This window comes from Pseudomonas sp. PGPPP4, assembly GCF_002256045.1.
GTDB lineage: Bacteria > Pseudomonadota > Gammaproteobacteria > Pseudomonadales > Pseudomonadaceae > Chryseomonas > Chryseomonas oryzihabitans.
In genome coordinates, this window is sequence record NZ_NKID01000004.1 from 260,782 (window position 1) to 286,485 (window position 25,704).

Below are 25,704 nucleotides of genomic sequence, written 5' to 3' on the forward strand. Positions count from 1 at the left end.
CATGGCCGATCTCGCCCACGCCCACTGCATCCCCTGTCGCTCCAGCGAACCGCCCCTCAGCGAGGCCGCCAGCCACGAATTGCTCAAGGCCGTCCCGGGCTGGACACTGGTGGAACGCGCGGGGGTCCCGCGGCTGGAACGCCGCTATGCCTTCGGCAACTTCCTCGAGGCGCTGGACTTCACCAACCGCGTCGGCCGCGAGGCCCAGGACGAGGACCATCACCCGGCCCTGCTCACCGAATGGGGTGCGGTGACGGTGAGCTGGTGGACCCACAACATCGGCGGCCTCCACCGCAACGACTTCATCATGGCCGCCCGTACCGATGCGGTCGCCCTGGCGGCCAACGTCTGAGCGCCGAGATACCGGAGCGCCGGACCGTCCTAGTCGCAGGCCGCGGCGAGTCCCTCGGCATGCACGAAGCACAGCTTGTTGCCTTCCGGATCCCGGCAGTAGGCGGCGTAGAAGTCCGTACCATAGCCCGGCCGGATGCCGGGGGCTCCCTCGTCACTGCCGCCCCGTTGCAGGGCGCGATGCCAGGCCGCCTCCACGGCCGCCGGCGAAGGCGCGGCAAAGCTCACCTGGACGCCATTGCCCCAGGAGGCCGGCAGGCCATTGAAGGGCAGTTGCACATAGAATTGCGGCCAGGCTCGACCTGGCCGCTGCCAGCCACACCCGGGCGGGCCACCGTCGTCTTCGGCCGGCATCCGCACCAGACCGAGTTCGTGCAACACGCCGTCGTAAAAATCGATCAGGCGCTCCAGATCACGCGCGCCGACCTGTACATGGCTGAACATGGGCTCTCTCCCGCTTGCCAGGGGCCATCAGGCCACGTTAGACCAGTCCGCTGCGGCTGCCTATCGGCTCGACAAGCCCGGTCCGGACGGTTAGCGTGGCGGCCTTTGCCTGTGACGACATTGCCATGAATCTGCGCACCCTCCCCCGCCTAACCAAGATCGGTCTGGTCTTCTTCATCCTCGGCCTGCTGGGCGTGGCCTTCGCCCTCTATGGCCTCTACCAGGGTCCGCGCCCCGCCGAACCCGGCGCCATGCGCAGCCTGCTGTTCGCGGCGGGCTTGCAGCTGACCGGCTACGTGCTGCTCAACCGCAATCGCTTCCGCATGCTGTCCGGCCGGCGCAAGGACTGACCATGACCCTCCAGTGGAGCTGCCGCGCCGCGCCGGCGCTGACCACCGTCGAACTCTATGCCGCCCTGGTGCTGCGCGCCCGGGTCTTCGTGGTGGAGCAGCAGTGCGTCTATCCCGATGCCGACGGCCTGGATCTGGCGGAAGACGTCTGGCACCTGTTCGGCTGGCGTGACGACCAGTTGCACGCCTACCTGCGCCTGCTCGGCGCGGTACGCGAGGAAGTGGTGATCGGCCGGGTGATCGTCGCCCCCGAGGGCCGCGGCAGCGGCCTGGGACATCTGTTGCTGGCGGATGCCCTGCGCGTCTGCGCCGAGCGCTGGCCCGGGCGCCCGCTGTTTCTCTCCGCCCAGGCCCATCTGCAGGCCTACTATGGCCGCTATGGCTTCACGCCCTGCTCAGCGGTCTATGACGAAGACGGCATCCCCCATATCGACATGCGTCGCCTGGCGGACTAACGGCGGCGGCGCAACGGATCGAGCAGCGGCTTGAGGCCGTTGTGGTCGATCTCCTGCATCAGCGCCAGCAAGCGGCCCAGCTCGCCAGGCGGAAAGCCGCTGCGGGCGAACCAGTTGAGGTAGTGGCCCGGCAGGTCGGCCAGCAGGCGGCCGGCGTACTTGCCATAGGGCATGGTCCAGGTCACCAGGGCTTCCAGATCCGCGGGTTGCATCTCTTGTCTCCTCTACACGGCCTGGCGATTATGCCATGCCCTCAAGGGTCAACCGTCGGCCGCGGGGAGCACCAGCAGTCCGCGACGATCCCAGCTACATCAGGTCTGCAGAGGATTTTTCGCATGAGCAACGTTTCCCGGCCGCTGGCCGCCGTCACTGGTGCCTCCAGCGGCATCGGCTTCGAACTGGCCAAGCAGCTGGCCCGCCACGGCCATGATCTGCTGCTGGTCTCCCGCGGCGATGGGCTGGATGCCGCCGAGCGCGAATTGCGTGCCCTGGGGGTCAAGGTGTGGAGCCATGCGGCCGACCTGCGCACCGCCGTGGGCGTGGAAGAGACCTTTAGATTCCTGCGTCGCCAGGGCCGCCCGCTGGACGTCGTGGTGCTCAACGCCGGGGTCGGCCTGGGTGGCGCCTTCGTCGGCCAGACGCGCCTGGAAGACGAGATGGCGCTGATCCAGCTCAATGTCATGGCCACCGTGCACCTGGCCAAGCTGGTGTTGCCGGAGATGGTCGCCGCCGGCCGTGGCCGGGTGCTCTTCACCTCCTCCATCTCGGCCACCGCGCCGATTCCCTTCGAAGCCGTCTACGGCGCCTCCAAGGCCTTCATCAACTCCTTCGCCTTCGCCCTGCGCAACGAACTCAAGGACAGCGGCGTGACCCTGACGGTGCTCATGCCCGGCCAGACCGACACCAACTTCTTCCACCGCGCCGGCGAGGACGACACCAGCGTTGGCGCCGGGCCCAAGAACGATCCGGTGCAGGTGGCCGCCCAGGGTTATGCGGCCCTGATGCAGGGCCTCGACCATGTCTATGGCGGCGGTCCCGAGGTCCAGCACGAGGGTGAGGTACTCAATCGGGTGGAAAGCGAGGCCCAAAAGGCCGAACGGCACCGCGCCTGGTCGGAGCCGGGATCGGCACAGCGGGACGATTGAGCCGCAGTGCCCCGGCTGACTTCAGGCTGCGACACGCAGCCTGAAGTCTTGGCAGCTACTCCCCACGTATCCCTTTGCCAAAAAACTTTTCAACACTCAAACAGGTACTTGGCTAAACGACAGTCTCAACAACAACGACAGCAATCGTTGTCTAATTGCAATCAGGCACAGCCAAATAACAATAACGGACCAATTAAAATACTTCAGACCAGCGGGTCTGAAATTCAACTCTTCTTGATCCGTTCCCCTCCCACCTCCTGTCGACCGCGTATCTGTCTGCATGGGGCTTGAGGCCACATAAGTCACACATCTTATAAGCGCATAAAAGTCCACACCTCATCTTTTCTCTACGTTTAACGAAAAAATAGCGCCATAAGATTGACTAAAAAATTAGTTAATAAGAATCAACTCTCCGGCAATACCGATGAGGCCGTTGTTTAGCTGTTTCATCGGGCACCTGATTTCAAACCTCAAACTTTTTGAAACATTGCTCTCCAGCATTTCACTGGAGAGGGACGCTTCATGTCATTAAGAAATCTAAAAATAGGCAGTAGAGCCCTGCTGTGCTTTACCAGTTTCGCTGTGCTTTTGCTGGGTCTCGGGCTCTTCAGCCTGAACCAGATAGGCAAGCTGAGGGCGAGTCAGCAAGTGATGGAACAGAGCAGTCTGGGGGGTACTCGGACGGCAGCCGAACTCGAATCCGCCATCCTGCAGATTCGTCTGGAAACCCTCAGATTGATCACGACGACTGACAGCGAGGTCGGTCAGACCAGTCAGGTACGGCTCAAGCAGGAGCTGGAACGCTTCAACAAGGCGCTGGATACCTACCAGACCGTAGTCGGTAGTGAAAAGGAAGGCCGCTTTTACCAGGAGTTGAAGCAACTGGTCGGACCCTGGCGGACCGTGCTGGATGAGGTCTTGAGACGGTCGACCACCGACGGTGTGGATGCTGCGCGCACCTACCTGAATCAGACCTTTCGCCCGCTCAACGAACCGGTGCTGGCCAAGATTCAGGACCTGATCAAGGTCAATCATGAACAGGCCGCTGACATCAGTCAGGAGTCAACTGTGCTCTATGAGCAGAGCCTGACCTACGTCATCAGCACCCTGGTTCTCGCCATGGTGATGACTCTGCTGATCGCCTGGCGCTTTACCCTGAGTCTGGTGCTGCCGGTCCGTCGCAGCATGGCGGTGGCCGAAAGCATCGCCAATGGCGACCTCATGCAACCCTGGCAAGACCATGGCCGTGATGAACTCCATCAGCTCAGCCTGAGCTTCGAGCGGATGCGCGGCAACCTGATGCAGACCCTGCAACAGATCAGCGATTCGGCCATCCAGCTGGCCTCGGCCGCCACCCAGATGCACGCGGTGACCGAGGACGCCAATCGTGGCCTCAATCAGCAGAACCAGGAAATTGAGCAGGCTGCCACCGCGGTCAACCAGATGACCGCGGCGGTGGAAGAGGTCGCCCGTAACGCCGAGAGCACCTCCAGTGAAGCGCGCAGTTCCGATCAGGCGTCGCGTCAGGGCCGCGCCAGCGTCGAGCAGACCGTACAGGCCATCGAGGCGCTCAATGGCAACGTCACCGACAGCAGTGGCCGCATCCAGCAGCTGGCGAGCGATGTCGGCAACATCACCACGGTGCTGGAGGTGATCCGCGGCGTGGCCGAGCAGACCAACCTGCTGGCGCTCAACGCCGCCATCGAGGCCGCCCGCGCGGGTGATGCCGGCCGCGGCTTCGCCGTGGTCGCCGACGAGGTGCGCGCCCTGGCACAGCGTACCCAGCAGTCGACCCAGGAGATCGAGTCGGTCATCACCCAGGTCCAGCGTGGCAGCAGCGAGGCGGTCAACACCATGAACGCCACCGCCGGCCTGGCGCAGCGCACCCTGACCCTGGCGCGGGATTCGCAGCAATCGCTGACGGTCATCACCGAGGCGGTGACGGGGATCTCCGAGCGCACCACCCTGATCGCAACCGCGGCCGAGGAACAGGCCCATGTGGCCCGGGAAGTGGATCGGGCGCTGGTAACCATCCGCGACCTGTCGGTACAGAGCGCCGCAGGTGCCAGCCAGACGGCGACCGCCAGCAGTGAACTGTCGCAACTGGCGGTGCAGATGAATCAGCTGGTAGGCCGCTTCAAGGTCACCTGAGCCAGGCCGCTGCCCGCCCGCCGGTCACCTGACCGCCAGGCGGGCAGCGCTACGCTGGCTAATTGACGGGTGTGGCCCCGGGCGTACCGCATTTGGCGAACTTGCCTTTGGCATCCTTGCATTGTGCGGCCTTGGTCTTGGTCGTCTCGCATTTGACGAACTTGCCATGGGCGTCCCGGCAAGGCGCCGCCTGGACACTGGCGGATGCGAAAACAGTCAGGGCTAGCGCGGCGAACAAGGCTTTGAGCATGACGATCACCTCCAGGGCCGGGAGTGGCCTCTGGCAAGCATAGCGGAGGCCAGCGCAGCCGCCAGCCGCTTCGCCAACCCCATGGGAGGCCGACTGTATCCCTCGATCCGCACGCGACTGCCTCTCCGCCAACCCACGATCCCCAGGCAAGATCAGGTTTCTGCAACCACCAGGAGACACTCCATGCGCACCCTGGGCCTGCTGGGCGGCATGAGCTGGGAGAGTTCGGCTCACTACTATCGCATCCTCAACGAAGAGGTCCGGCGCCGACTGGGCGGCAGTCATTCGGCGGCCTGCCTGCTGCTGTCGGTGGACTTCGCCGAGATCGCCGCGCTGCAGCACGCCGGCGACTGGGCGACGCTGGGTCTACGTCTGCAAGCGCATGCGCGGCAACTGGCGGCCGGCGGGGCCGAGGCGCTGGTGCTCTGCACCAACACCATGCATTGCCTGGCGGATGAAATCGAGGCGGCCACGGCCTTGCCGCTGCTGCACATCGCCGATCCTACCGGGGCGGCGATCCAGGCGAGGGGGCTGCGGACCGTCGGCCTGCTGGGCACCGCCTTCACCATGGAGCAGGCCTTCTATCGCGAACGGCTGACCGAGCGCTTCGGTCTGGAGGTGCTGGTGCCCGAAGCGGACGCGCGCCAGACCGTGCACCGGATCATCTACGAAGAGCTGGTGCGCGGCGAGGTACGCATGGAATCTCGAGCAGCCTATCGGGCGATCATCGCCGAGCTGATCGCCCGGGGCGCCGAGGGCATCGTGCTCGGCTGCACCGAGATCATGCTGCTGGTGGACCAGGGCGACAGCGCGGTGCCGCTGTTCGACACCACGCGACTGCACGCCCTGGCCGCCGTGGACTGGGCCCTAGCTGAGCCCCGTGACTAGCCCTGCAGCCGTTGCGCCACCTCGGCCAGTAGCGGACGCGCATCGAGCACGGGCTGCTGGCACTCGGCGGCCAGGGCCGCCAGGGCCGGATCGACCGGGTCGTTGCACCGCGCCAGCCACTCTTCCAGCAGGATGCCGAAGGCGCGACTCTCGAAGCGTTGCAGGCGCGCCGCCTGCGCCGCATCCTCGGGCAGCAGCGAGGCACCGCCGAAATCCCCAAGCAGGCAGCGCGCGCCGCCATCCCAGAGAATGTTGTGGGCATAGAAATCACCGTGGACCAGGCCGTGCCCGTGCAGGTGCGCCAGGGCACTGGCCATGCCGCCAGCCATGCTGCGCACGGCGCTGGCGGTGAAGCGGGTGTCCGCGGGATAGACGTCGCGGCTGCAGGTGGTGAAGCTGGGCGGTCCGGCCAGATTGCCGAAGGCCGGTTCCACCAGCTCCAGCACCAGGCCGCTGCGCTGCTCGGGATGCTCGGCCAGGTCACCGAGGGCGCCGATCAGCCAGGGATGGGTGCCGGCGCTGAGGCTGGCGGCGCTTTCGCTCTCCGGGGTGCCATCGCTGGTCATGCTGCCCTTGAACAGTTTGACGGCGACCTCGCGCGGCCCGGTGGGCGATTGCCAGCGCGCCTGGTGGATAATGCCGGAGGCGCCCTCTCCCAGCCGCTCGCCAAGCTGCAGATCGCTCCAGGCGATGCGCTGCTGGCGGGCGGCCTGGGCCCGTACCGCGCGCTCGCGAGCGGCGCCCAGGGGATTGTCGCCATAGGCCAGCCAGGTCAGCCGTGGCAGCTCCAGGATGGCCGGGGGCAGCGTGGCGAAGCCATTCGCCGACAGCCGCAGCAGTTCCAGCTGGTGCAGGTCGGCCATGGACGCCGGCAGGCTCTGCAAGTTGTTACCGGCCAGCATCAACTTTTGCAGGGCGGGCCGCTCACCCAGGGCGGCGGGCACTTCGGCGATGCGGTTGTCGGTAAGGATCAGCCAGCGCAGGCGTGGCGGCAGGGCCGCGGCGCCTACCCGCTCCAGCTGACAGGCCTTGAAGCCGATCATTTCTAGCCTGGGCAGCGTGCCCAGCACTTCGGGCAGTTCGGTGAAGGGATTGCCCGAGCAGAAGAGAATGCGCAGCTGGTGCAGCCGCCCCAGGTCGGCGGGCAAGCGGGTCAGCCGATTGCCCGACAGGTCGAGAATTTCCAGGCTGTCGGCCAGGCCATAGATCTCTTCGGGGAATTCGGTCAGGTCGGCGCGCAGGGTCAGGCGCGTGGCCCCGGCCAGTTCGCCGGCACGCAGCCGGGCAAGGGTATCCGTCATGGGAAAGCGACTCTCACTGTCTGGAAAAACCGGCACCCGCCGGTGATGGCGCGGACGTTAGCACGCCGGGGCAACTAGCCGCGGCCCTCGTGCGCCAGAATGCGCGCCACTGCCTCTTGCAGCGTGCCGGCGGTCACCTGGGGCGGCGCCAGGGGATTGGCCACCTGGTCGGGACGCCGCTGCAGCAGGGCACCCTTGAACCCGGCGGCCTGGGCGCCGGCGATGTCCCAGGCATGGACGGCGATCAGCCACAGGTCTTCGGCGGGTTGACCCAGGCTGCTGGCGGCCTGGCGATAGGTGGCCGTAACCGGCTTGCTGGCGCCGGCGTCCTCGGCCGAGAGGATATCGGCGAAGGCGTCGCTCAGGCCGGCGTATTCCAGCTGCGCCCGGGTCGCGGCGCGCGCATTGTTGGAAAAGGCGATGCAGCGCACGCCCTGTGCCCGGGCGAAATCGAGGCCCGCGCGGACATCGGCATGGGCGGGCAGCCGCTTGAGGGCGTCCGCGACGCGCTGCTTGTCGGCGGCGGTGAGCGTTCGCCCGAACCGTGCGCCGATCATCTCCAGCGCCGCCTGACCCTGGGCCTCGAAGGGGGCGTGCCGGCCACAGAGCTCGGCGCTCATGGCGTTCTGCAAGGTCTGGGCGAACCAGAGCGTGTGGCTCTGGGGGTCACCGAACAGGTCGGTGAACAGGCTATCCAGCGCGGACAGGTCCAGCACGGTCTCGTTGATGTCGAACAGGCAGGTCAGGGTCATGGTCGCTACTCGGCAGGGGATATCCCTTCGACCAGGGCTCGCGATTGACGTGCAGCCGCGCTAAGGTTCCAGACTGGCAGGCGAGACGAAACGGCTAAAGTCTTATGATTTCTCGCCGATACTTCCGCAGACCTGCCTCTCGTTTGCTGCACTCGCCTGGCTCGGGTCGCGGCAGTTCTTCCAGGATGGGCTTGTTGCTCAAGCAAGGCTCATCGATGTTCCCGAGATAGCCTGATGGCCGATTCACTGAAGTACGAAGATGACCGCCTCAACGCCCTGCACGCCCTGGAGTTGCTGGATTCGGCGCCGGCGGAGGAATTCGATCGCCTCTGCGAACTGGTCGCCAGCAGCTTCAATGTGCCGACCGCGCTGATCAGCCTGGTGGATCGCGATCGCCAGTGGTTCAAGGCCCGCGTCGGCTTCGACCTGGCGCAGATGCCCATCGAGGACGCCTTCTGCGCCCACACCATCCAGGCCGAGGATGGCCGGATGGAGATCAACGATGCCTGCTGCGATACCCGCTTCAGCCATAACCCCCTGGTGGTACGCGCCCCCCATGTGCGCTTCTATGCCGGCTCGACCCTGGTCACCGAGGGCGGCTATGCCATCGGCAGCCTGTGCATCCTCGACAGCCAGCCGCGCGAACTGACGGCGGAGGAGCGCAAGCGCCTGGACGATTTCGCCGCCCAGGTGATGAGCCTCATAGGCCTGCGCCAGCACCTGCGCCGCCGTGATCCGGTCAGCGGCCTGCCCAATCGCCAGCAGTTCCACGCCGATGTCGCCCAGCTGGCCGAACTCCAGCCCGACGAGGGGCGCCTGCTGGTGCTGGTGGATCCCCTGGAGACCCACTGGAAGGAGCAACTGATTCTGGCCCAGGGCATGTGGCCCTTCGAGACCTTCCTGCGCAGCCTCGCCTTGCGCCTGTGCGACGCCCTGAGCGAGCGGGCCAAGGTCTATCACGTGGACACCAAGAGATTCGCCTTCCTGCTGCCGGAGGACTGCGACTATCAGCCGCTGCTCGACGCGCTCATCGCCCAGTTGCGGATGCCGGTCCAGGCCGACCGCATTCCCATCGATCCGCCGGTCAAGGCCGGTGTGGTGCCCTTCCTGCTCGACGCGGGCGAAGTCCGCGACCTGCTGCGCAAGGCCATGGTGGCGGTCGATCAGGCGGCGCTGAGCAGTCGTCACTGGGTGGTCTACGAACGCCCCCGGGACGAGGCCTTCCAGCGGATCTTCCAGCTGGTCCGGCAGATTCCCGAAGGCCTCGAACGCGGCGACTTCAGCCTGGCCTTCCAGCCGCGCCTGGCCCTGCCCGAGCGCCGGCTGTGCAGCGCCGAAGCCCTGCTGCGCTGGACCCATCCGCAACTCGGCCCCATCGCTCCGGGCGATTTCATTCCGGCGATCGAGAAGACCGCGCTGATCCACAGCGTCACCCGCTGGGTGATCCGTACCGCCATCGGCCAGCTGGCGCACTGGGACACTCGCTATCAGGGGCGACTGTCGCTCAACCTGTCGCCACGGGATTTCGACGAAGGCGATCTGGTCGAGTTGCTGCGCGAGACCTGCCAGCGCCAGGGTGTCGATCCGCGGCGGCTGGAAGTGGAGATCACCGAAGGCGAATGGCTGAAACGCAATCCCGAGGCCATCGCCCAGCTGCATGCCCTGCGCGAGCTGGGCCTGGAGATTGCCATCGACGACTTCGGCAGTGGCTACAGCAACTTCGCCTATCTCTACGAATTGCCGGTCACCAGCGTCAAGCTCGACCGCTCGCTGATCCATGACCTGCCCGAGGATCCACGCAAGCAGGAGGTGGTCAGGGCGCTGCTGGCGCTGATCGGCAAGCTCGGTTATCGCAGCGTCGCCGAGGGCATAGAGACGCCCGAGGTGCTGGCCTTCCTGCAGCAAGCCGGCTGCGACGAGGTCCAGGGCTATCTGCTGGCCCGGCCCATGGCCCTGCCCGCTTTCGAGGCCTGGTACGCCGAACGGGGTTAAGCCGAATGGATGAGGTCATTTGACTGACAAATTCATTCCAGGCTCTACACTGGTTCAGGTCGTAGTTTCCCGGGAGTGAGGACATGAGGGAATCAGGTACCGAGTTGTTGGAGGTGGTTGGCCTGGATACCGGCAACCTGAGCAGCCAGGGCTGCATCGACAAGGTGCTGCACGCGCTGCGCATCCACCTGGACATGGACGTGGCCTTTCTGGCCGAATTTCGCCAGCAGGATCGGGTCTTTCGCAACGTCGATGCGGCGCCCGATGCGCCGCTCAAAGCCGGCGATGCCCTGCCGCTCAGCCAGGGCTATTGTCAGCAGGTGGTGACCGGCCACCTGCCCGAACTCATCCCCGACACCCGCGCCGTCGGCGCTACCCGGCTGATCCCGGAAACCCGCAGCGTGCCCATCGGCGCTCACGTCAGCGTGCCGGTGCGGCTCAGCGATGGCGAACTCTATGGCACCTTCTGCTGCTTCAAGTACCAGCCCGATCCGACCCTGAGTCCCCGTGACCTGGAGTTGGTGCGGACCTTTGCCGAACTGGTGGCCGATCGCCTCAGCCTGGACGTCTCCAGTCGCCGCGGCCAGGTGGAGATGCGCGAGCGCATCCAGGGCGCGGTGGCCGCCCACCAGCCGAGCATCGTCTACCAGCCGATCTATCACCTGGCGGATCTGCGCATCGCCGGCTGGGAGTCGCTGTCGCGCTTCCACTGCCCGCCGCAGCGCAGCCCGGACCTGTGGTTTTCCGAAGCCAGCGCCGTCGGTCTCGGCGACGAACTGGAAGAAAGCGCCATGCGCTTCGCCCTACAGGGACTGCAGAGTCTGCCCGACGACAGCTACCTGACCATGAACTGTTCGCCGCAGACCATCCTGGGCGGGCGCCTGCCAGCGCTGCTGGCCGGCAATCCTCCCGGACGCCTGGTGCTGGAGATCACCGAACATGCCGAGGTCGACGACTACGACGCCCTGCATGCCCAGCTGCAACCGCTGCGGGCCCAGGGCGTGCGCCTGGCCATCGACGATGCCGGCGCCGGCTATTCGAGTCTGAGGCACATCCTTCGACTGCGGCCGGACATGATCAAGCTGGACATGAGCCTGGTGCGCGACATCGATCGCGACGCCGAACGCCGGGCGCTGGCCTCGGCGATCATCGCCTTCGCCCGCGAGACCCACAAGGAGGTGATCGCCGAGGGGGTGGAAACCCTCGCCGAGCTGGAAGCGCTCAAGGCGCTGCAGGTGGACAAGGTGCAGGGCAACCTGCTGAGTCGCCCGCTGCCGCGCGACGACGCCCTGCGCCTGCCCCGGCAGCGCCAGCTGGAAGGCCAGGCGGACCGCTGAACCGGGAAGGATCGGCGGCCATTCAAGTCGTCGATCCTTTGGCCGATACGCAGAGGCGAATGATCCCTTCCTCTGACGCCAGAACTATTCTCGGCCGATCTTTGCCCTGCAGGAGTTACCGGTGCGCTCCATCCTGGTCATCGAAGACAGCCCCATGGTCCTCAAGATTCTGGCGCACCTCTTTCGTCAGCAGCGCGACTTCGAGCCGGTATTCTGCGCCACCCTGGCCGAAGCCGAGCTGATGCTGGAAACCTCGGCCAATCTGTTCTTCGCCGCCCTGGTGGACCTCAACCTGCCCGATGCGGCCAATGGCGAAAGCGTCGATCTGGTGCTGCGCTATCGTCTGCCCTGCATCGTCCTCAGCGGTTCCTATGACGAGCGCCGGCGCGACGACCTGCTGACCAAGGGCGTGGTCGACTATGTGCTCAAGGAAAGCCAGTACTCCTACGAATTCGCCTTTCGCCTGCTGCGGCGGCTGGACAGCAATACCGCGGTCAAGATCCTCATCGCCGAGGACTCCGACGCCACCCGCAACTACATCCGCCATGTGCTGACGCCCCACCGCTACCAGCTGCTGGACGCCTGCGACGGCAACGAGGCCCTGCGCCTGCTGCAGGAGCAGCCGGACATCGACCTGCTGGTGGTGGACCACAGCATGCCCGGCCTCAGCGGCTTCGAACTGGTGCAGATGTTGCGGCAGAAGCTGCGCCGCCACGACCTCAGCATCATCGGCCTGTCGGCCGACGAAAAGGGTTCGCTCAGCGCCAAGTTCATCAAGCAGGGGGCCGACGACTTCCTGCGCAAGCCCTTCTGCCCCGAGGAGCTCAATTGCCGAGTGGTCTCGACCCTGGAACGGCGGGATCTCATGCGCGCCCTCACCCACGCCGCCCAGTACGATTCCCTCACCGGGCTGCGCAACAGGCGCGCTTTTCAGGATCAGGCCCAGGAGCTGTTCCGCCAGGCCGAACGCGAGGGCCACGCCCTGAGCGTGGCCATGCTCGACCTGGATCACTTCAAGCGCATCAACGACGAACACGGCCATGCCAGCGGTGACAGTGCCCTGGTGGTCTTCGCCCAGGCCTTGGCCCGGACCCTGCCCCAGGATCTCACCGGTCGCCTGGGTGGCGAGGAATTCGCCCTGGTCAGCCGGATGCCACCGGAGCAGCTGCTGCAGGCGCTGGACCTGCTGCGCCGCTACTGCCACGCCCAGAGCTATGCCCCCGGCGCCCCGCCGCTGTCGTTCAGCGCCGGCGTCTTCAGCGGCCTCGCCGACGACCTCGAAGGCTTTCTCCACGAAGCCGACCGGCGCCTCTATCAGGCCAAACGCCAGGGCCGCGGTCGGACCTGCCTGGTGCTCGAGGCCGACTAGGCCCGCGCCCCGGTTGGCGCCATCCGCCACAAGACATATGATGTCAGACGATTAGCCTGCTAATGCCGGTTGATCCGCATTGCCTCGTCTGAACAATAACAATCAAGGACCTGCACCATGCACGACTCCTCCCCGGGTCTCGCCCGGCCGTTGTCCCGTCGCCGCCTGCTCCAAGGCGGCCTGGTCTGCAGCGCCGCCCTCGCCCTGCCCGGTCTCGCTCGCGCCGCCGAACCCCTGAGCCAACGCTATCCCGATCCGCTGATCGAGATCCTCGACGACCGCTTCCTCGAGTTGCGGCTGTTCAACGCCAGTGTCGAACGCCTGGCCACCGGCCTGCGCTGGGCCGAAGGCCCGGTGTGGATCGGCGATGGCAACTACCTGCTGATGAGCGACATCCCCAACAACCGCATCGTGCGCTGGGATGAGGTCAGCGGCCGGCTGGACACCTACCGCGCCCAGTCGAATTTCGCCAACGGCCTGACCCGTGATCGCCAGGGTCGGCTGATCGCCTGTGAAGGCTCCACCACTCACGGCCTCGGGCGGCGGGTCACCCGCACCGAGCACGATGGGCGTATCACGGTGCTGGCCGATAGCTTCGACGGCAAGCCGTTCAATTCGCCCAATGACGTGGTGGTCAAGCGTGACGGCTCCATCTGGTTCAGCGACCCGCCGTTCCAGGCCAACAGCGACTACGAGGGTCATAGGGTCAAGACCGAGCAACCCGATGGGGTCTATCGCATCGACGGCGAGAGCCTGGCGGTGACCCGGGTGATCGGTGATCTCAACGGCCCCAACGGCCTGGCCTTCTCGCCGGACGAAAAGCTGCTCTACGTGGTCGAGGGCCGCGCCAAGCCCAATCGCCTGGTGTGGGCCTATACGGTCAGGGACGACGGCAGCCTGGGCGAGCGCCGCAAGCACATCGAGGCGCTGGAATACGGCGCCCTGGACGGCATCAAGTGCGACGTGGCGGGCAATCTCTGGTGCGGCTGGGGCAGCAGTGGCGCGCCGGCGGCCAAGCCCGAGGCGCTCGATGGCGTGCGGGTCTTCGATCCCAGCGGCAAGGCGCTGGGGCACATCCACCTGCCGGAACGCTGCCCCAACCTCTGCTTTGGCGGCCCGGAAGGCAACCGGCTGTTCATGGCCGGTTCCCACTCGCTGTACAGCCTCTACGTCAACATCCGTGGTGCCGGCCTCTAGCCGCTAGCGGGACTCGGGCGGCGACTGCTCGGCCAGGACGGTCAGGGAGTCGAGCACGCTGTCCAGGGCGTAGGCCGCTTCGAAGCGCGCCAGATTCTGGGTGAGGTCGGCCAGGCTGGTGGTGATCCCCAGCCAGTTGCCCAGGCCGATCTGGCGCGCCGCTTCCGGCAGCGAACAACCGCCATCGCGGCGTTCCAGCCAGGCCAGCACCAGTTCCGGCGGGGTATCGGCTTCGAGGCCCAGGGTACGCAGCAGTCGCAGGGCCTTGGCCTGTTCGCGGGGTGGCAGCCGATGGCGGGCCGTAGGGGTGGGCTGGTCGACGATCAGCGTCAACCGGGAGCCGGGGGTATCGGTCATCTGGACCTCTAGGGACTACACCAGAACCGTACGGCGCGAGGCCGCTTCATCGCCCCATGTTAGGCGAATAGTCTGGCCAATTGCCATCCCCGGGCCCGACCCTCGTCACCTGGAAAACGCCGTTCGGCCCCCTGCTCCCCTCAGCGCGCGGCGCGGCCCCGGCAGCGCTGCCAGCGTTCCTCAACCCGCTGGGCGAACCAGGCGGTGGTGAGGGTGCGGGTGATCTTGGGACTTTCCAGGGTGATGCCCGGCAGGATGGCGCGCGGCAGGCTGCGACCGGCCTTGCGCTCGGCCAGGGCATAGACCTTGGCATAGAGATCGGTCTTGGCGAAGTCCTCGGACTCCCCCGCCTCCAGGTCGTGGCGGATGGCGATGTCGCTCATGCCCAGGGCCGGCGCCAGGCGATTGACCGCCCGCTCGGTCTCGCCCTGGGTCCGCGAACCGGGCACCACCAGATCGCCGTCCAGCGCCAGCTTCATCCCCGTGGCCCGGCTTACCGCGCTCTGGAAGGCGGCATTGCGACTGGCGTACCAGCCGGCGTTGAAATCGGCGAAGCGATACAGCGGCGTGGCATAGTCCGCGGGATAGCCCAGCAGGTGCGCGGTGCCGAAATAGAGACCGCCCCGCCGGCTGAACACCTCATGGCGGATGGAACCCTCGCGCTCATAGGGATAGCCGCGGGCATGCGCCTCGGCGAAGTCGATGCTGACCTGCATGGGGCCGCCGGTGCGCACCGGATTGAAGCGCCCGAACAGCTGGCCGCCCAGGGGCACCATGGCGATGAAGTCCTCGAAGATCAGACTCAGCTCGCGCTCGGTTCGGGCACTGTCCAGGCGCTGGGCGTAGGTCTTGCCGGTGGGCGACCTGAGGTTGAGCGCGGTGCGCACCAGCAGTTGAGGCACATAGGCCCGCGCCGCACGTCTGTCGATCTCTTCCCGGGCGATCCGCCCCAGCCCCGGCACCGGCGGATCGACCTGGTAGGTGGATTCCTGCTCCGCCACCGCCAGCACGGCGCAGAGGTTGTCCGTCGAGGGCTCGAGGCCCTGGGCGCTGAAGGCGGTCTGGATATCGCTGGCCCAGCCCTGCCGATCCGCGACGCTGGCCGGCAGCAGCCGCAGGAGCTCGGCGCGCACCTCGGCCGGCGAACGGGTTGGACCCTGGGAGCTGGGCGTCAGGCTGCAACCGGCCAGCACCAGGGCAGCGGCCAGGGCGGTCCAGCCGCGCAATCGCGGCAGGGTAGGCAAGGCGGGAACAGACGGCACGGCAGCAGCGGACACGGCGACTCCAGGGGATTCCTTTGGCCGCTTTGACCACGCCCTCGGCCAAACGGCTGTCCTGAACGCTAGATAACTTCTGGCTATATCGATGTAACCCTTTCATTCAACCAGAGCTGACGGTTGGCTGGGATTCCCGGGCAAGTCCTACTAAAATAGTCGGACTTTAGTTCGAAGCTACCGGAACCATGATGCAGCAGACCTCTACGCTTTCCTCTCCTCGCCTGCCCTGGGCGGCCCTGTGGGCGACCTGCCTGCTCGCCCTGGGCATGGTCTTTCTAGGCCAGGCCGTGGGCGGCCGTCAGGCGCTCCTGCTGCTGCTCGGCGGCGCCCTCGGCCTGACCCTCTACCACGCCGCCTTCGGCTTCACCTCGGCCTGGCGGGTGTTCATCCTCGACCGCCGCGGCGCCGGCCTGCGCGCCCAGATGGTGATGCTGGCCCTGGCGGTGCTGCTGTTCTTTCCCGCCCTGGGCGCCGGCAGCCTGTTCGGCGAGGCGGTGCGCGGCAACGTCTCGCCGCTGTCCACCTCGGTGGTGGTCGGCGCCTTCCTGTTCGGCATCGGCATGCAACTGGGCGGTGGCTGCGCCTCCGGCACCCTGTTCACCGCCGGCGGCGGCAATGCGCGGATGCTGGTGACCCTGCTGTTCTTCGTCATCGGTTCGCTGATCGCCACCCAGCACCTGGGCTGGTGGTTCGCCCTGCCCAGTCTGCCGCCCACCTCCCTGGTGACCAGCCTGGGCGTGCTGCCCGGCATCCTGGTCAGCCTGGCGGCCTTCGCCCTGATCGCCGGGGTCTCGGTGGTGCTGGAGCGCCGTCGCCACGGCTCGCTGGAAGTCACGGTGCCCGGTGAACACCAGGGCGCGGCGCGCCTGCTGCGCGGCAGCTGGCCGCTGGTCTGGGGCGCCATCGCCCTGGCCATACTGAACTTCGTCACCCTGGCCCTGGCCGGTCGCCCCTGGGGCGTCACCTCGGCCTTCGCCCTCTGGGGCGCCAAGGGTGCCGGTCTGCTCGGGCTGGACGTCTCCGGCTGGGCCTTCTGGCAGCAACCGGCCAATGCCCGGGCGCTGGCCGAGCCCTTCTGGTTCGACGTCACCAGCGTGATGAACCTCGGCATCATGCTGGGCGCCCTGGCCGCCGCGGGGCTGGCCGGGCGCTTCGCCCCCAGCCTGCGCATCCCCGCGCGGTCGCTGGTGGCGGCGGTGCTCGGCGGCCTGCTGCTGGGCTACGGTGCGCGGCTGGCCTATGGCTGCAACATCGGCGCCTACTTCAGCGGCATCGCCTCGGGCAGCCTGCACGGCTGGCTGTGGCTGGTGGCCGCCTTCTTCGGCAACAGCCTGGGCGTGCGCCTGCGCCCCTTCTTCTTTCCCGGCGAACGCCGCGTCGAACGCCTGACCGGCTGCTAGACCGGCAGGACCTGGCGACCGGGCGGCAGCGCTCCCGGTCGCTCCGGCAGGCTGACCACCCCGTACTGGGGCGCGCCGTGGTAGGTCTTCAGCGCCTGCATGACGAAGAGCAGGGCCGCGGTGCCCTGGTATTCGAACAGCCCCTGCAGCGGCCAGATGGTCATGAAGGCGAGGAACACCGCCAGGGTGAATTCCAGGTCGCGGCTCAGCTTGCGCGCCACCAGGTAGTGGACCGCCAGGCCGATGGGGATCACCAGGATCGACAGGAAGCCGAAGCGGAACACGGTGCCGAAGATGCCGACGTCGGAAAGGAAGAAGTAGTCGCCGAAGATCGGCTTGAAGCCGTCGTTCCACATCAGGCTGAGGCTGCCGCTGGGCAGGCCGTTGTACAGCTGCAGGTGGTTGATGATCTGGGAAATGGTGTTTTCCCGGACGTTGTCGGTGGGGCCTTCCTGCACCGAGCGCGCGTAGAAATCCAGGTTGAAGCCGAGGGTTTCCAGGAGGTGCGGATAGAGGATCAGTGGCGCGATGATGATGGCGCCGAACAGCGCCGGGCCGACCAGGCGCGCGCGCAGGGCGAGGATGGTGAACACCAGGCAGACCACGATCAGCTGGCGGGTCTGCAGCACCACCACGATGGTCGCCAGAAAGAACAGCGCCAGCAGGCCGTGGCGCAGCTTGGGGCGCAACTGGCCGTCGATGAAGGAGCGCCCGCGACCGGCGAAGTAGATGCAGATGAAGTAGCCGAAGAAGATGGCGCCCGCCCCCGTGGAGGCCCGTCCGGGGCGGCTGAGGTCCTTCACCTCCTCGCGCAGGTCCGGCAGCATCTTGAAGTAGGACAGCCAGCACAGCAGCGCCGAGAGCAGCCCGACCAGGATGATCAGATTCTCGAATTGCACGGCATTCAGCCGCTTGGCCAGGTAGAGCACCAGGAAGGCGCTGAAGCAGTAGAGCACCCGCCGCTCCTCGATGAGGCCGTAGACCAGCGGCTGGCCCCAGAACAGCTGGGCGAACAGCGCCGGCAAGCCGACGAACACCGCCGTGGAAAACAGGCAGAAGCCCATCAGCAGCCGATAGTCGCGCTGCGGCCGATCCCAGGTGCTCAGCGTGAAGAGCGCGAAGAAACCCAGGCAGATCGCCAGGTACAGCTCGCCCACGTAGCGGATGCCCACCGGATTGGTCGGGCTCTGTTCGAAGACGCCGAACTGCAGGACCATCAGGCCACCCAGGGCCAGAAAACTCAGTCGATTGATCAGCGTACCCGGCATACCCGGTTTCCTCGCAGCACGTTCATGGATGGGGCGTTCATTGCAGGCGCCAGTCACCCTCGACCTTGGCGTAGGTCAGTTGGCGACCGTCCGCCAGACTCAGGCGGGCGCGGGTGTATTCGGGCAGGTCGACGCGGAAATCCCGGCCTTCCAGATAGAGTCCGCCACAGGCTCCCGGCTCGCCGTGGTAGTCCAGCGGCTGGCGCTGCAATTCGTGGATGCTGCGGTGGAACAGCAGATTGGCGTAGCCGCGCACCGTCATGTCGGTGGAGATCAGGGTGCAGTCCAGCGTGACCTGGCCTTTCACCAGCCCGACCAGGGCCTGATTCTGCCGGTCGATGGCGCCCCAGCCGGCATAGCCGGCGAGGTCCCGGCGATAGGTCTGGCCGTTCTGCAGGGCCGCGGCCACCAGCACCACGGCGAGCACGGCGCGCCCCGGGGTCTTCAGGGCCAGAAAGGCCAGGCCGAGCAGCAGCGCGGCGGGAAAGATGAACTTGAGCCGATCGAAGGAAAACTGGGTGGCATGCTGCAGCAGCAGCAGATTTTCCAGCAGCGGCACGCTGGCGGCGACCAGCAGCAGCGTGGTGCTGCGCGGCCAGTTGAGGCTCCTGCGCTTCCAGACCAGCACCCCCAGGGCGATGGCCACCGCAGCCAGGAACAGGCCGAAGGACAGTCCGTAGCCGGCGAAGAAGTCGGTCAGGTGGGCATTGTTCGGACTACGGGCGAGAAAGCGCCGGGCAAAGGCCTTGAGCGTCGGCAACAGGCCCGCCGCCAGGCTGTAGTGCAGCAGCACCAGCAATCCGGCTAGGGCCGTGGCGAAGGCCAGGCGCCAGGCCATCCGCTGGCCGTCCGGCAATTGCCGGCGCTGCAGCCAGAACAGCGCGACCAGCCCGCCGCCGAAGACGTAGCCGGTCCATTCGGTCAGGGCGCCAAAGCAGACCAGGCCGGCCAGCAGCCAGCCCAGTCGCTGGCGCTGGCCCGCGGCTGCCCGCAGGTAGTGGAAGAAGGTCAGCAGACTGGCCAGCAGCAGCACCTGGTAGAAACTCTGCACCCAGTAGAGCAGGCCCTGGGACAGCAGCGCCTCGCGGCTGAACACCGCGATCAGGCCGCCCAGCACCGCGCTCGTGGCGGCCAGGGCGCGGCTGGCACCGTGACTGCGCAGCACCAGGTACAGCAGGCGGAACAGCAGCAGCGCCGTGAGGGCGCCGAGGGCGGCGTTGAACAGCGCGAGGCTGTGCAGCGAAGGCGTCAGCCCCGCGGCCTTGAGGCCGAGATAGGGCGCGAGAAAGCCGTAGCTGCTGAAGCTGGTGTAAACGTAGTCGCCACTGTGGGTGGGGATGGTCGCGCCCCAGGACACCTGCCGGTCGTGACTGCCGCCCAGGGTCACCGTGGGCAGCCACCAGTGGCGGGTCACGCCGGATTCGTCCAGGGCATTGAGACTGAGCAGGACGTGATAGCTGGCTTCGAGATTCTGCGCCCCGGTGCCATCGCGAAAATCCGGCAGGCGCCAGAGCAGCGCCAGCAGCAACAGCAGACCGACCACCAGACCGCCCAGCCAGAACGGCCACCGTCCCACCCGGACCCCGGGATGGGTAACGTCAGATACCACGCTCATTGTCCTGTCTCCTGACAGCCATGCAGTCGAGAACGCCGTCCAGGGCAGTGAAGAACCAGGCGCCCTCTTCCGCAGGCCTGGTACAACCGGTGCAAGACCGCCCACGCAGGCCAGGAGGCGCGTAGGTGGGAACCGGGCTTCAACCGCTGACTACATTCAAGAAGCCGTCAGGAACACGCCGTGGCCAGGGGCCGCGGCGTTTGCATCTGCTACCTGGGATGCCTCGGCCAGCAACGGCACGGGCACGAGCGCTCCCGGAACACCAGGCGCTGGCCATGGCTTGTCGTCCGGAGACACGACAGGTCGCGAAGAAGACTGCCTTAGCACCTTGACGCTGCCAAGCGGGCATCCGTCGCGTTCTGCACGGAGTGTCACATTTTTGGCTTTTGCTTTCGCTTAGAGTCGACGCAGCACTCCAGCCGACAAGGCGCGGATCCCCGATCCAGTGCCTGGCGTTCCCAGCTGTGCCCTGCCTGGTGTGACGATTTCGACCCCCGGTTCGCCGCGCGCTGCCCTCTCGCCAGCGTGCGGCTGCGACGGCTGTCCTTTCTCGTACCTGCCCCAAGGCCCGCTCCTGCATGGACAAGTCGCATCAGACGCTTCCCGCCGCCACCCAGGCCGCGGACATAGGTTTCGCCCGTTACTGCGCCGCGCTCTGGCGCCATCGCCGCAGCCTGCTCGTCTGTATCGCCCTCTGCACCCTGCTGGGCGTGGCCTATGCGCAACTGGCCGCGCCACGCTATCAGGCGGTGGCGACGGTGCAGATCGAATACCAGCGCGGCATCGTGCGCCTGGACGAGTCCGACAATGGCCGGCCGCTGCCGCCGCCGGAAGCCATCACCGAGATGCAGCTGCTCACCTCGCGGCGGGTGGTTGGCGAGGTGGTGGACGCCGAGGGCCTGGACCTTAGCGTCACCCCGCGGCGCCTGCCGCTGCTGGGCGACTGGCTGGCACGCCGCCACGAACGCGCGGGCGCCGGGGTGGCCGCGCCGCTGTTCGGCCTTGCGCGCTTCGCCTGGGGCGGCGAACAGCTGACCATCGCCAGCCTGAGCGTGCCCGACGCCCTCTATGGCCAGCCGCTGACCCTTACCGCCGAGCCCCCGGATCGCTTCCTGCTGAACGATGCCCAGGGCAAGCGCCTGCTGGAAGGTCGGCTGGGCCAGCCGGCCAGCGCCGGCGAGCTGCAGCTGGACATCGCCCAGCTGCACGCCTATCCGGGCACCGAATTCATTCTCGTCAAGCAACGCCGCGGCGTGGCCATCCAGGCGCTGCAGGAGCGGCTGAGGGTCAGCGAGCGCGGCAAGCGCTCGGGCATCCTCTCGATCCAGCTGCAGGACAGAGATCCGCAGCGGGCGCAACGCATCCTGCGCGGCATCACCGAGGCCTACGTGCGCCAGGACGTGACCCGCAACGCCGACGAATCCACCCAGCAACTGGCCTTCCTGCGCCAGGAGTTGCCGCGGGTGAACCAGCGCCTGGCCGACGGCCGCCAGGCGCTGGACCGCTACCAGCGCCGCCAGGGCTCCATCGCCATCGGCGAAGAGGGACGCAGCCTGCTGCGCCAGGCGGTGGACCTGGATGGCCAGCTGTCGGCGTTGGAGATGGAGCGCCTCGGACTGGCCCTGCGCTTCACCACCACCCATCCGCTGTACCAGACCCTGCTGGCGCGCCGCCAGGTGCTCAATGGCGAGCGCCAGGCCGTGCAGCAGCGCCTGGCCAAGCTGCCCCAGACCCAGCAGGAGGTCCTGCGCCTGCAGCGCGAGGTCGAGGCAGCGGACAAGCTCTATGCGCTGATGAGCAAGCGCATCCAGGAATTGTCGGTGGTGCGCGCCGGCACGGTGAGCGATGTGCGCATCATCGACAGCGCCTATACCCAGATCGCCCCGGTCTATCCCAAGAAGCCCCTGCTGATCCTCAGCGCCCTGCTCTTCGGCTGCCTGGCCGGCATGGCCTGGGTCTATCTACGCGCCAGCCTGGAGCGCGGCATCGAAGACGCCGAGGGCCTGGAAAATCTGGGCCTGCCGGTGCTGGCGCAATTGCCGCTGGCGCCGAGCCGCCAGCTCGGTGGCCCGCTGCCGACAGCTCTCGACAGCGGCTACCAGGAGGCCCTGCGGATCCTGCGCACCAGCCTGGCCTTCGCCCGCACCGAGGCGCGCAACGACCTGCTGCTGATCACCAGCGCCAGCCCCGGCGCCGGCAAGTCCTCGGTGGCCGTGCAACTGGCGCGGGTGTTGGCCGAAGGCGGGACGCGGGTGCTGCTGGTGGATGCCGACCTGCGGCGCGGACGCCTGCATCGGCGCCTGCAACTGGCCCGTCGCCCGGGTCTGGCCGAGGTGCTGGCTGGGCTGGCGACGCCCGAGCAGGCGATCCAGCCCTCGGCGATCCCCGGCCTGGATTGCCTGGTGGGCGGCGTCCGCCCACCGAATCCAGCCGAATTGCTGATGAGTGCGCGCTGTACCGAGCTGCTGCGCGGCCTGCAGCAGGACTACGAACTGGTCATCCTCGACACCCCGCCGGTACTGGCGGTGACCGATGCCGTGCTGCTGGCCGCCCAGGCCGGCACCTGCCTGCTGGTGTCGCGCCATGGCTGCAACACCGCCAAGGAAATCGAGGCCACCCAGCGCCAGTTCGCCCACAGCGGTCTGGTGCTCCAGGGTGCGGTGCTCAACGCCGTACCGCCCCCGCCGTTCACCCGCGCCGCCCTGGGGGTCCTGACCGGCTGACGCCCACCTTGGCCAGGCCCGGTGCGATGCTGGCGCCTGGCCAGCTCCTGTCATCAAAGCTCCATATTGAGCCTCTAGGCTGCATCGACCTCCCGAGAACGGATTCGTATCGATGTCGTCCGCTCCCCTGCCCTCCGCGCGTGCCGCCTCCCGCCCCAGCCAACGCTGCGCCCTCGACCTCTGCACCCAGTGGCCCGCCGTCGAGGCCGAGCACACCAACGCCATGGTCATGGACCTGTTCAACGAACGCCGCGAGATCACCAGTCTCGCGGTAGTCGAGCACGATCGCCCGATCGGCCTGATCAACCGCGACATCTTTCTCTCGCAGATGAGCAAGCCGTATCACCGCGAAGTCTACGATCGCAAGAGCTGCATCGCCTTCATGGACAAGGAGCCGCTGGTGGTGGATGCTGGTCTGTCCATCGAGGAACTGACCCGGCGCACCGTCGAGGTGGGCGAAAAGGCCCTGGCCGATGGCTTCATCGTCACCCGCGAAGGGCGCTTCGCCGGGCTCGGCCTGGGCGTGCAGCTGATGCGCATCGTCTCGGACCTGCAGGCCGAGAAGAATCGCCAGATCATGCACAGCATCGAATACGCCAGCGTCATCCAGCGCGCCATGCTGCGCAGCTCGCGCGAGGCCCTGGCGGTGATGGAGCAGGACGCCACCTTGGTCTGGCAGCCGCGCGACGTGGTCGGTGGCGACTTCTATCACTTCGCCCAGCATGAAGACGGCTGGTTCGGCGCCATCGCCGACTGCACCGGCCACGGCGTGCCCGGTGCCTTCATGACCCTGATCGCCTCGGCGTCCCTGACCCAGGCCCTGCAACACCTCGGACCGCGCGACCCCTCGGCGTTGCTCTCGGCGATCAACGCCAGCGTCAAGGCCATGCTGGGCCAGTCCGGCGGCATCTCCGAATCCAACGACGGCCTGGACCTGGCCTGCTTCTGGGTGGACAGAGGCAGCCACAGCCTGACCTACGCCGGCGCTCGCATGCCCCTTCACCTCCTGGCGCCCGACACCGCGGAGGTCCTGACCCTGGCGCCGCTACGCCTGGGCATCGGCTACGCCGACAGTCCGCTCGACCAGTGCTGGCCGGCCACCACCCTGCCGCTACAGCCGGGCAGCCTGCTGTTCGCCACCACCGATGGGCTGATCGACCAGATCGGCGGTCCGCGGCGTACCTCCTTTGGCAAGCGCCGCGCGCTGGCCCGGCTGAGCGAGTCACGCACGGCGCCGACGGCGGCCTTCTGCGAGCAACTCAGCGCAGACCTCGCCCACTGGCAGGGCGACGAACTACGCCGCGACGATCTCACCTTCCTCTGCATCCGCGTGGCCTGACCGACATGACCGCCTCCTTTCCCGCGAACGGCGCCTTTCTCGAAATCGCCCAGCAGCAGCACGTGATCTTCTATCACCGCGGCTACTTCTCCCATGGCATCGTTGCCGCCATGGCCGAGGTGGTGAGGCTGCAACTGGAATTCGAAGGGATCAGCGGCGCCACCCGGCGCAAGCTGTTTTCCTCCTTCATCGAATTGTCACAGAACGTCCTGCACTATTCCGCCGATGCCCTGCCGCCGGACGCCCTGGCGGACACCAAGCTGGGCCAGGGCTCGGTCTGTATCACCCGCCAGGACGGCAACTACCAGATGCTCTGCGCCAACCCCATCGCCAGCGACAAGGTCGACGCCCTGCGCGAGCGGCTCGAGCCGCTGTGCAGCATGTCGCTGGACCAGATCAAGCAGGCCTATCGCGAATCCCTGCGCGCCGAAACCCCAGTCGACAGCAAGGGGGCCGGTCTTGGTTTTCTGACCATGGCGCGTGATGCCAGCGCCCCGCTGGAATTCGCCTTCCATCCCTCCACGCAGACGCCGGGCACCACCCTGTTCTGCCTGAAAGCCATCATCTGACAGGGACCTCCCCTCGTATGGACACCATGTTCATCGCTCCCACCGCCACCTCTCCGGAGGTGGATTTCCGTTTCGCCGAGGACGAACTCTGGCTCAAGGGCGAATCCTTTCCGGAAAACGCCGCGGCCTTCTACCTGCCGGTGATCGAGTCGCTGCGGGCCTACCTCGACCAGCGCCAGGACGCCCGCATCCGGGTGCACGTGGCCCTCGCCTACTTCAACAGCTCCAGCACCAAGATGCTGTTCACCCTGTTCGACGCCCTGGACCAGGCGGCCCAGGCCGGCAACCGGGTGGAGCTGCACTGGTACTACGATGCCGAGGACGAGACCATCCAGGAATTCGGCGAAGAACTGCGACTGGACTTCCAGGCGCTGACGTTCATCGAGCATCCCGAGCTGCCGGCATGACCGCCAGCGTCAGGCGCTACAGCCCGGCCGAGCCAGGGCCTGATTTGTTCGAGCAGGAAGCTGGGGTACTGCAGGCAGCGCGTGCCCTCTATGGCGCCGACGACGCCGATGCCGAGCGCTACCGAGCCGCCTTGGGCGACCTGACGCTGCATTTCGAACGCCTGATGCGCGAGACCCGCCGGCTGATCGCCCGCAGCGATCGCGCCGAACGCGAGATGAACGCCCTCAACCAGCAATTGCAGACCCTCAGCCAGCAGCTGGAGTACCGCGCCACCCACGACGCCCTCACCGGGATGCTCAACCGCGGCGCGGTGATTGACCAGGCCGGCCAGGCGCTGCGGCAACGGGGCGGGGCCATGATCGTGCTGGACATCGATCACTTCAAACGCATCAACGACGACTTTGGCCATCCCGCCGGTGATCGAGTGATCCAGACCATTGCCCGCTGCCTGCAGGAGCTGGTCCAGGCGCCAGCCATCGTTGGCCGGGTGGGCGGTGAGGAGTTCACGGTGTTACTGCCGACCCTGGTACGGGACGAAGCCCTGGCCATGACCGAACGCCTGCGCCAACGCATCGCCCAGGACACGACGGGGCCGGCACCGGTAACCGCCAGCTTCGGCCTCAGCATCAATCCGGTGGGCACGGACTTCGAGCTTGCCTACGGCCTGGCCGACGCGGCGCTCTACCGGGCCAAGCGCGGCGGCCGTAATCAGGTGGTACTGGCCGACTGACCACCGCGACCAGTCACCCTTACGCCCTTTCTTCCG

General features: G+C 67.0%; 25 protein-coding genes. 16 read left to right on the top strand and 9 right to left on the bottom strand.

Annotated elements, in window-relative coordinates:
* Position 1: 1 nt before the first annotated feature.
* A complete protein-coding gene (locus CFE50_RS09425; RefSeq protein ID WP_241807673.1) occupies positions 2-352 on the top strand; it encodes a 4a-hydroxytetrahydrobiopterin dehydratase in 351 nt (116 codons plus the stop codon).
* Between the two features lie 29 nt (positions 353-381).
* On the opposite strand, the gene CFE50_RS09430 is transcribed toward CFE50_RS09425, so the two are convergent.
* On the bottom strand, positions 382-795 hold the full coding sequence (locus tag CFE50_RS09430) for a VOC family protein (protein WP_241807674.1): 414 nt from the start codon (positions 793-795) through the stop codon (positions 382-384).
* 125 nt (positions 796-920) lie between these two features.
* On the opposite strand from CFE50_RS09430, the gene CFE50_RS09435 reads away from it, so the two are divergent.
* Positions 921-1,145, top strand: a complete 225-nt coding sequence (locus CFE50_RS09435; protein ID WP_241807675.1) for a hypothetical protein — start codon at positions 921-923, stop codon at positions 1,143-1,145.
* Positions 1,146-1,147: 2 nt separating this feature from the next.
* A complete protein-coding gene (locus CFE50_RS09440; RefSeq protein ID WP_286732961.1) occupies positions 1,148-1,600 on the top strand; it encodes a GNAT family N-acetyltransferase in 453 nt (150 codons plus the stop codon).
* On the opposite strand, the gene CFE50_RS09445 is transcribed toward CFE50_RS09440, so the two are convergent.
* Complete coding sequence (locus CFE50_RS09445) at positions 1,597-1,812, bottom strand: DUF3820 family protein (RefSeq protein WP_007159585.1); 216 nt, start codon at positions 1,810-1,812, stop codon at positions 1,597-1,599. The genes CFE50_RS09440 and CFE50_RS09445 overlap by 4 nt on opposite strands.
* Before the next feature lie 123 nt (positions 1,813-1,935).
* On the opposite strand from CFE50_RS09445, the gene CFE50_RS09450 reads away from it, so the two are divergent.
* Both CFE50_RS09450 and CFE50_RS09455 read left to right on the top strand, forming a co-directional pair.
* Positions 1,936-2,745, top strand: a complete 810-nt coding sequence (locus CFE50_RS09450; protein WP_241807677.1) for an SDR family NAD(P)-dependent oxidoreductase — start codon at positions 1,936-1,938, stop codon at positions 2,743-2,745.
* A gap of 522 nt (positions 2,746-3,267) precedes the next feature.
* Entirely contained in the window at positions 3,268-4,896 is a 1,629-nt protein-coding gene (locus tag CFE50_RS09455) for a methyl-accepting chemotaxis protein (RefSeq protein ID WP_286732964.1), read from the top strand.
* A 58-nt stretch (positions 4,897-4,954) separates the two neighbouring features.
* Here CFE50_RS09455 and CFE50_RS09460 read toward each other — a convergent pair whose 3' ends face one another.
* Complete coding sequence (locus CFE50_RS09460) at positions 4,955-5,146, bottom strand: hypothetical protein (RefSeq protein ID WP_241807679.1); 192 nt, start codon at positions 5,144-5,146, stop codon at positions 4,955-4,957.
* Positions 5,147-5,329: 183 nt separating this feature from the next.
* Here CFE50_RS09460 and CFE50_RS09465 point away from each other — a divergent pair, with 183 nt between their 5' ends.
* Complete coding sequence (locus tag CFE50_RS09465; RefSeq protein WP_286732967.1) at positions 5,330-6,034, top strand: aspartate/glutamate racemase family protein; 705 nt, start codon at positions 5,330-5,332, stop codon at positions 6,032-6,034.
* Here the strand turns inward: CFE50_RS09465 and CFE50_RS09470 are convergent.
* Both CFE50_RS09470 and CFE50_RS09475 read right to left on the bottom strand, forming a co-directional pair.
* A complete protein-coding gene (locus tag CFE50_RS09470) occupies positions 6,031-7,335 on the bottom strand; it encodes a leucine-rich repeat-containing protein kinase family protein (protein ID WP_286732969.1) in 1,305 nt (434 codons plus the stop codon). The two genes, CFE50_RS09465 and CFE50_RS09470, sit on opposite strands and share 4 nt — an antisense overlap.
* 74 nt (positions 7,336-7,409) lie before the next feature.
* Positions 7,410-8,087 carry a haloacid dehalogenase type II gene (locus CFE50_RS09475; protein WP_286732971.1) on the bottom strand — a complete coding sequence of 226 codons (678 nt, stop codon included), beginning with the start codon at positions 8,085-8,087 and terminating at the stop codon, positions 7,410-7,412.
* A gap of 234 nt (positions 8,088-8,321) precedes the next feature.
* Between CFE50_RS09475 and CFE50_RS09480 the strand changes: the two genes are divergently transcribed.
* The 4 genes from CFE50_RS09480 to CFE50_RS09495 all read left to right on the top strand — a co-directional run bounded on the left by CFE50_RS09480 (position 8,322) and on the right by CFE50_RS09495 (position 13,982).
* On the top strand, positions 8,322-10,079 hold the full coding sequence (locus CFE50_RS09480; RefSeq protein ID WP_241807683.1) for a putative bifunctional diguanylate cyclase/phosphodiesterase: 1,758 nt from the start codon (positions 8,322-8,324) through the stop codon (positions 10,077-10,079).
* Between the two features lie 83 nt (positions 10,080-10,162).
* Entirely contained in the window at positions 10,163-11,416 is a 1,254-nt protein-coding gene (locus tag CFE50_RS09485; protein ID WP_241807684.1) for a sensor domain-containing phosphodiesterase, read from the top strand.
* Positions 11,417-11,537: 121 nt separating this feature from the next.
* Positions 11,538-12,785 (top strand): GGDEF domain-containing response regulator, encoded by a 1,248-nt coding sequence (locus CFE50_RS09490; protein ID WP_169854026.1) that lies wholly within the window; start codon positions 11,538-11,540, stop codon positions 12,783-12,785.
* A gap of 117 nt (positions 12,786-12,902) precedes the next feature.
* Entirely contained in the window at positions 12,903-13,982 is a 1,080-nt protein-coding gene (locus CFE50_RS09495; RefSeq protein ID WP_241807685.1) for an SMP-30/gluconolactonase/LRE family protein, read from the top strand.
* Between the two features lie 3 nt (positions 13,983-13,985).
* Here the strand turns inward: CFE50_RS09495 and CFE50_RS09500 are convergent, their stop codons facing one another.
* Positions 13,986-14,339, bottom strand: a complete 354-nt coding sequence (locus tag CFE50_RS09500; protein WP_007159597.1) for a hypothetical protein — start codon at positions 14,337-14,339, stop codon at positions 13,986-13,988.
* A gap of 140 nt (positions 14,340-14,479) precedes the next feature.
* A complete protein-coding gene (locus CFE50_RS09505) occupies positions 14,480-15,601 on the bottom strand; it encodes a DUF1615 domain-containing protein (protein WP_502694695.1) in 1,122 nt (373 codons plus the stop codon).
* 203 nt (positions 15,602-15,804) lie between these two features.
* On the opposite strand from CFE50_RS09505, the gene CFE50_RS09510 reads away from it, so the two are divergent.
* Complete coding sequence (locus CFE50_RS09510; RefSeq protein WP_144955698.1) at positions 15,805-17,016, top strand: YeeE/YedE family protein; 1,212 nt, start codon at positions 15,805-15,807, stop codon at positions 17,014-17,016.
* On the opposite strand, the gene CFE50_RS09515 is transcribed toward CFE50_RS09510, so the two are convergent.
* Positions 17,013-18,284, bottom strand: coding sequence for a hypothetical protein (locus CFE50_RS09515; protein ID WP_286732974.1), 1,272 nt, complete (start codon positions 18,282-18,284; stop codon positions 17,013-17,015). The genes CFE50_RS09510 and CFE50_RS09515 overlap by 4 nt on opposite strands.
* Before the next feature lie 37 nt (positions 18,285-18,321).
* Positions 18,322-19,899 (bottom strand): hypothetical protein, encoded by a 1,578-nt coding sequence (locus tag CFE50_RS09520; RefSeq protein ID WP_286732976.1) that lies wholly within the window; start codon positions 19,897-19,899, stop codon positions 18,322-18,324.
* Between the two features lie 578 nt (positions 19,900-20,477).
* Here CFE50_RS09520 and CFE50_RS09525 point away from each other — a divergent pair.
* From CFE50_RS09525 to CFE50_RS09545, 5 genes are all read left to right on the top strand, one after another.
* Positions 20,478-22,622, top strand: coding sequence for a polysaccharide biosynthesis tyrosine autokinase (locus CFE50_RS09525; RefSeq protein WP_286732978.1), 2,145 nt, complete (start codon positions 20,478-20,480; stop codon positions 22,620-22,622).
* A gap of 112 nt (positions 22,623-22,734) precedes the next feature.
* On the top strand, positions 22,735-23,961 hold the full coding sequence (locus tag CFE50_RS09530; protein WP_286732979.1) for a SpoIIE family protein phosphatase: 1,227 nt from the start codon (positions 22,735-22,737) through the stop codon (positions 23,959-23,961).
* A 5-nt stretch (positions 23,962-23,966) separates the two neighbouring features.
* The gene (locus tag CFE50_RS09535) at positions 23,967-24,530 is read left to right on the top strand and encodes a SiaB family protein kinase (RefSeq protein WP_286732980.1); all 564 of its coding nucleotides are present in this window, start codon (positions 23,967-23,969) and stop codon (positions 24,528-24,530) included.
* A 17-nt stretch (positions 24,531-24,547) separates the two neighbouring features.
* The gene (locus tag CFE50_RS09540; RefSeq protein ID WP_241807691.1) at positions 24,548-24,937 is read left to right on the top strand and encodes a DUF1987 domain-containing protein; all 390 of its coding nucleotides are present in this window, start codon (positions 24,548-24,550) and stop codon (positions 24,935-24,937) included.
* A complete protein-coding gene (locus CFE50_RS09545; RefSeq protein WP_241807692.1) occupies positions 24,934-25,668 on the top strand; it encodes a GGDEF domain-containing protein in 735 nt (244 codons plus the stop codon). Before CFE50_RS09540 ends, CFE50_RS09545 begins: the two co-directional genes overlap by 4 nt.
* The last annotated feature ends 36 nt before the right edge of the window (positions 25,669-25,704 follow it).

Coding starts and splice junctions, on each gene's coding strand:
- CFE50_RS09425 (WP_241807673.1), top strand. CDS start 2: ATGGCCGATCTCGCCCACGCCCACTGCATCCCCTGTCGCTCCAGCGAA.
- CFE50_RS09430 (WP_241807674.1), bottom strand. CDS start 795: ATGTTCAGCCATGTACAGGTCGGCGCGCGTGATCTGGAGCGCCTGATC.
- CFE50_RS09435 (WP_241807675.1), top strand. CDS start 921: ATGAATCTGCGCACCCTCCCCCGCCTAACCAAGATCGGTCTGGTCTTC.
- CFE50_RS09440 (WP_286732961.1), top strand. CDS start 1,148: ATGACCCTCCAGTGGAGCTGCCGCGCCGCGCCGGCGCTGACCACCGTC.
- CFE50_RS09445 (WP_007159585.1), bottom strand. CDS start 1,812: ATGCAACCCGCGGATCTGGAAGCCCTGGTGACCTGGACCATGCCCTAT.
- CFE50_RS09450 (WP_241807677.1), top strand. CDS start 1,936: ATGAGCAACGTTTCCCGGCCGCTGGCCGCCGTCACTGGTGCCTCCAGC.
- CFE50_RS09455 (WP_286732964.1), top strand. CDS start 3,268: ATGTCATTAAGAAATCTAAAAATAGGCAGTAGAGCCCTGCTGTGCTTT.
- CFE50_RS09460 (WP_241807679.1), bottom strand. CDS start 5,146: ATGCTCAAAGCCTTGTTCGCCGCGCTAGCCCTGACTGTTTTCGCATCC.
- CFE50_RS09465 (WP_286732967.1), top strand. CDS start 5,330: ATGCGCACCCTGGGCCTGCTGGGCGGCATGAGCTGGGAGAGTTCGGCT.
- CFE50_RS09470 (WP_286732969.1), bottom strand. CDS start 7,335: ATGACGGATACCCTTGCCCGGCTGCGTGCCGGCGAACTGGCCGGGGCC.
- CFE50_RS09475 (WP_286732971.1), bottom strand. CDS start 8,087: ATGACCCTGACCTGCCTGTTCGACATCAACGAGACCGTGCTGGACCTG.
- CFE50_RS09480 (WP_241807683.1), top strand. CDS start 8,322: ATGGCCGATTCACTGAAGTACGAAGATGACCGCCTCAACGCCCTGCAC.
- CFE50_RS09485 (WP_241807684.1), top strand. CDS start 10,163: ATGAGGGAATCAGGTACCGAGTTGTTGGAGGTGGTTGGCCTGGATACC.
- CFE50_RS09495 (WP_241807685.1), top strand. CDS start 12,903: ATGCACGACTCCTCCCCGGGTCTCGCCCGGCCGTTGTCCCGTCGCCGC.
- CFE50_RS09500 (WP_007159597.1), bottom strand. CDS start 14,339: ATGACCGATACCCCCGGCTCCCGGTTGACGCTGATCGTCGACCAGCCC.
- CFE50_RS09510 (WP_144955698.1), top strand. CDS start 15,805: ATGCAGCAGACCTCTACGCTTTCCTCTCCTCGCCTGCCCTGGGCGGCC.
- CFE50_RS09515 (WP_286732974.1), bottom strand. CDS start 18,284: ATGCCGGGTACGCTGATCAATCGACTGAGTTTTCTGGCCCTGGGTGGC.
- CFE50_RS09520 (WP_286732976.1), bottom strand. CDS start 19,899: ATGAGCGTGGTATCTGACGTTACCCATCCCGGGGTCCGGGTGGGACGG.
- CFE50_RS09525 (WP_286732978.1), top strand. CDS start 20,478: ATGGACAAGTCGCATCAGACGCTTCCCGCCGCCACCCAGGCCGCGGAC.
- CFE50_RS09530 (WP_286732979.1), top strand. CDS start 22,735: ATGTCGTCCGCTCCCCTGCCCTCCGCGCGTGCCGCCTCCCGCCCCAGC.
- CFE50_RS09535 (WP_286732980.1), top strand. CDS start 23,967: ATGACCGCCTCCTTTCCCGCGAACGGCGCCTTTCTCGAAATCGCCCAG.
- CFE50_RS09540 (WP_241807691.1), top strand. CDS start 24,548: ATGGACACCATGTTCATCGCTCCCACCGCCACCTCTCCGGAGGTGGAT.
- CFE50_RS09545 (WP_241807692.1), top strand. CDS start 24,934: ATGACCGCCAGCGTCAGGCGCTACAGCCCGGCCGAGCCAGGGCCTGAT.